This is a genomic window from Brucella sp. NBRC 12950, assembly GCF_030268145.1.
Taxonomy (GTDB): domain Bacteria; phylum Pseudomonadota; class Alphaproteobacteria; order Rhizobiales; family Rhizobiaceae; genus Brucella.
Genome location: NZ_BSQC01000087.1, coordinates 1 through 255, shown reverse-complemented (window position 1 = coordinate 255; position 255 = coordinate 1). Strand labels below are relative to the sequence as shown.

Below are 255 nucleotides of genomic sequence, written 5' to 3'. Positions count from 1 at the left end.
GTCACACCGGCAAGCTTCAGCGAATTCACCAGCCGGTTACCCAGCAAATCTGCAATCGGGACATTATTGACATAAGAGACACCAAGATCACCGCGAAGCAAGTTTCCAAGCCAATACAAAAAGCGCAGAAAAGCCGGCTGGTCGAGGTTCATCGCCTGACGAAGTCCGGCAACCGCTTCAGGGGTTGCTGCCTGCCCAAGCAGGATCTCTGCCACATCTCCAGGCAGCATCGCGGTTGCAAAGAAGATCGTAAAC

At 53.7% G+C, this 255-nt stretch carries 1 pseudogene; it reads right to left on the bottom strand.

Annotated features, from left to right (window positions below):
* Window positions 1-255, bottom strand: a pseudogene (locus QSJ70_RS27575) (ABC transporter permease); the annotation flags it as partial.